This window comes from Streptomyces sp. PA03-1a, assembly GCF_033792805.1.
In the GTDB taxonomy this organism is placed as follows: domain Bacteria; phylum Actinomycetota; class Actinomycetes; order Streptomycetales; family Streptomycetaceae; genus Actinacidiphila.
Genome location: NZ_JARAVO010000508.1, coordinates 1 through 706, shown reverse-complemented (window position 1 = coordinate 706; position 706 = coordinate 1). Strand labels below are relative to the sequence as shown.

1 pseudogene is annotated in these 706 nt (G+C 79.9%); it reads left to right on the top strand.

The features are described from left to right. Positions 1 to 44: 44 nt before the first annotated feature. A pseudogene (locus PV341_RS45215) lies at positions 45 to 706 on the top strand (topoisomerase II); the annotation flags it as partial.

The following is a 706-nucleotide window of genomic DNA, read 5'->3' as shown; positions in this document are numbered from 1 at the left end:
GGCGGCTGCTGCGGCCCCGCGTCCGGCCCGAGGAACAGCAGCCGGTGGAACCGCAGCCGGTGGAGGCGCCCGCGCCGGTGGCCACCGAGGTGACGCCCGCGCCCGCGGAGCCGGACGCGGGGCCGCAGCAGCCGCCCGTGCCGCAGCCCCGGCAAGCACCCCAGGGGGAGACCGCGGCCGCTCCCGAGCAGCAGCCGCAGCCGCCCGCTCCGGCGCCGCAGTCCCAAGTGCCGCCGCTGCCGCCGGAGTACCAGCCGGCCACCCCGCAGGAGGCACCGCAGCAGCCTGCCCCGGTGCAGCCCCCGCCGCAGCAGGGGTACGGCTACCCGCAGCCGCCGCATCAGGGTGCGCCGTGGGGCGACCCCAACTCGCCCGCGCCGCAGCAGCCTTACGGCTACCCCCAGCCCGCCCCGCCGCCGCACGGTTACGGGTACCCGCAGCCGAACCAGGGCGCGCCCTGGGGTGACCCCCACGCGCAGCAGCCGCCGTACCCGCAGCAGGGGTACGGATATCCGCAGCCGGGGCCCGGGCCGTACGCCCAGACGCCCCCGCAGCAGCCCCCGGCTCCCGCGCCGGGGCCGCTCCCGCAGCAGGGGCAGCAGCCGATGCCGCCGTACGCCGACGGAGCCAACCCGCCGGCACCGCCGCACGGTTACGGCTATCCGCAGCCGGGGCCCGGCCCGCACGACCAGCCCCAGCCCCAACC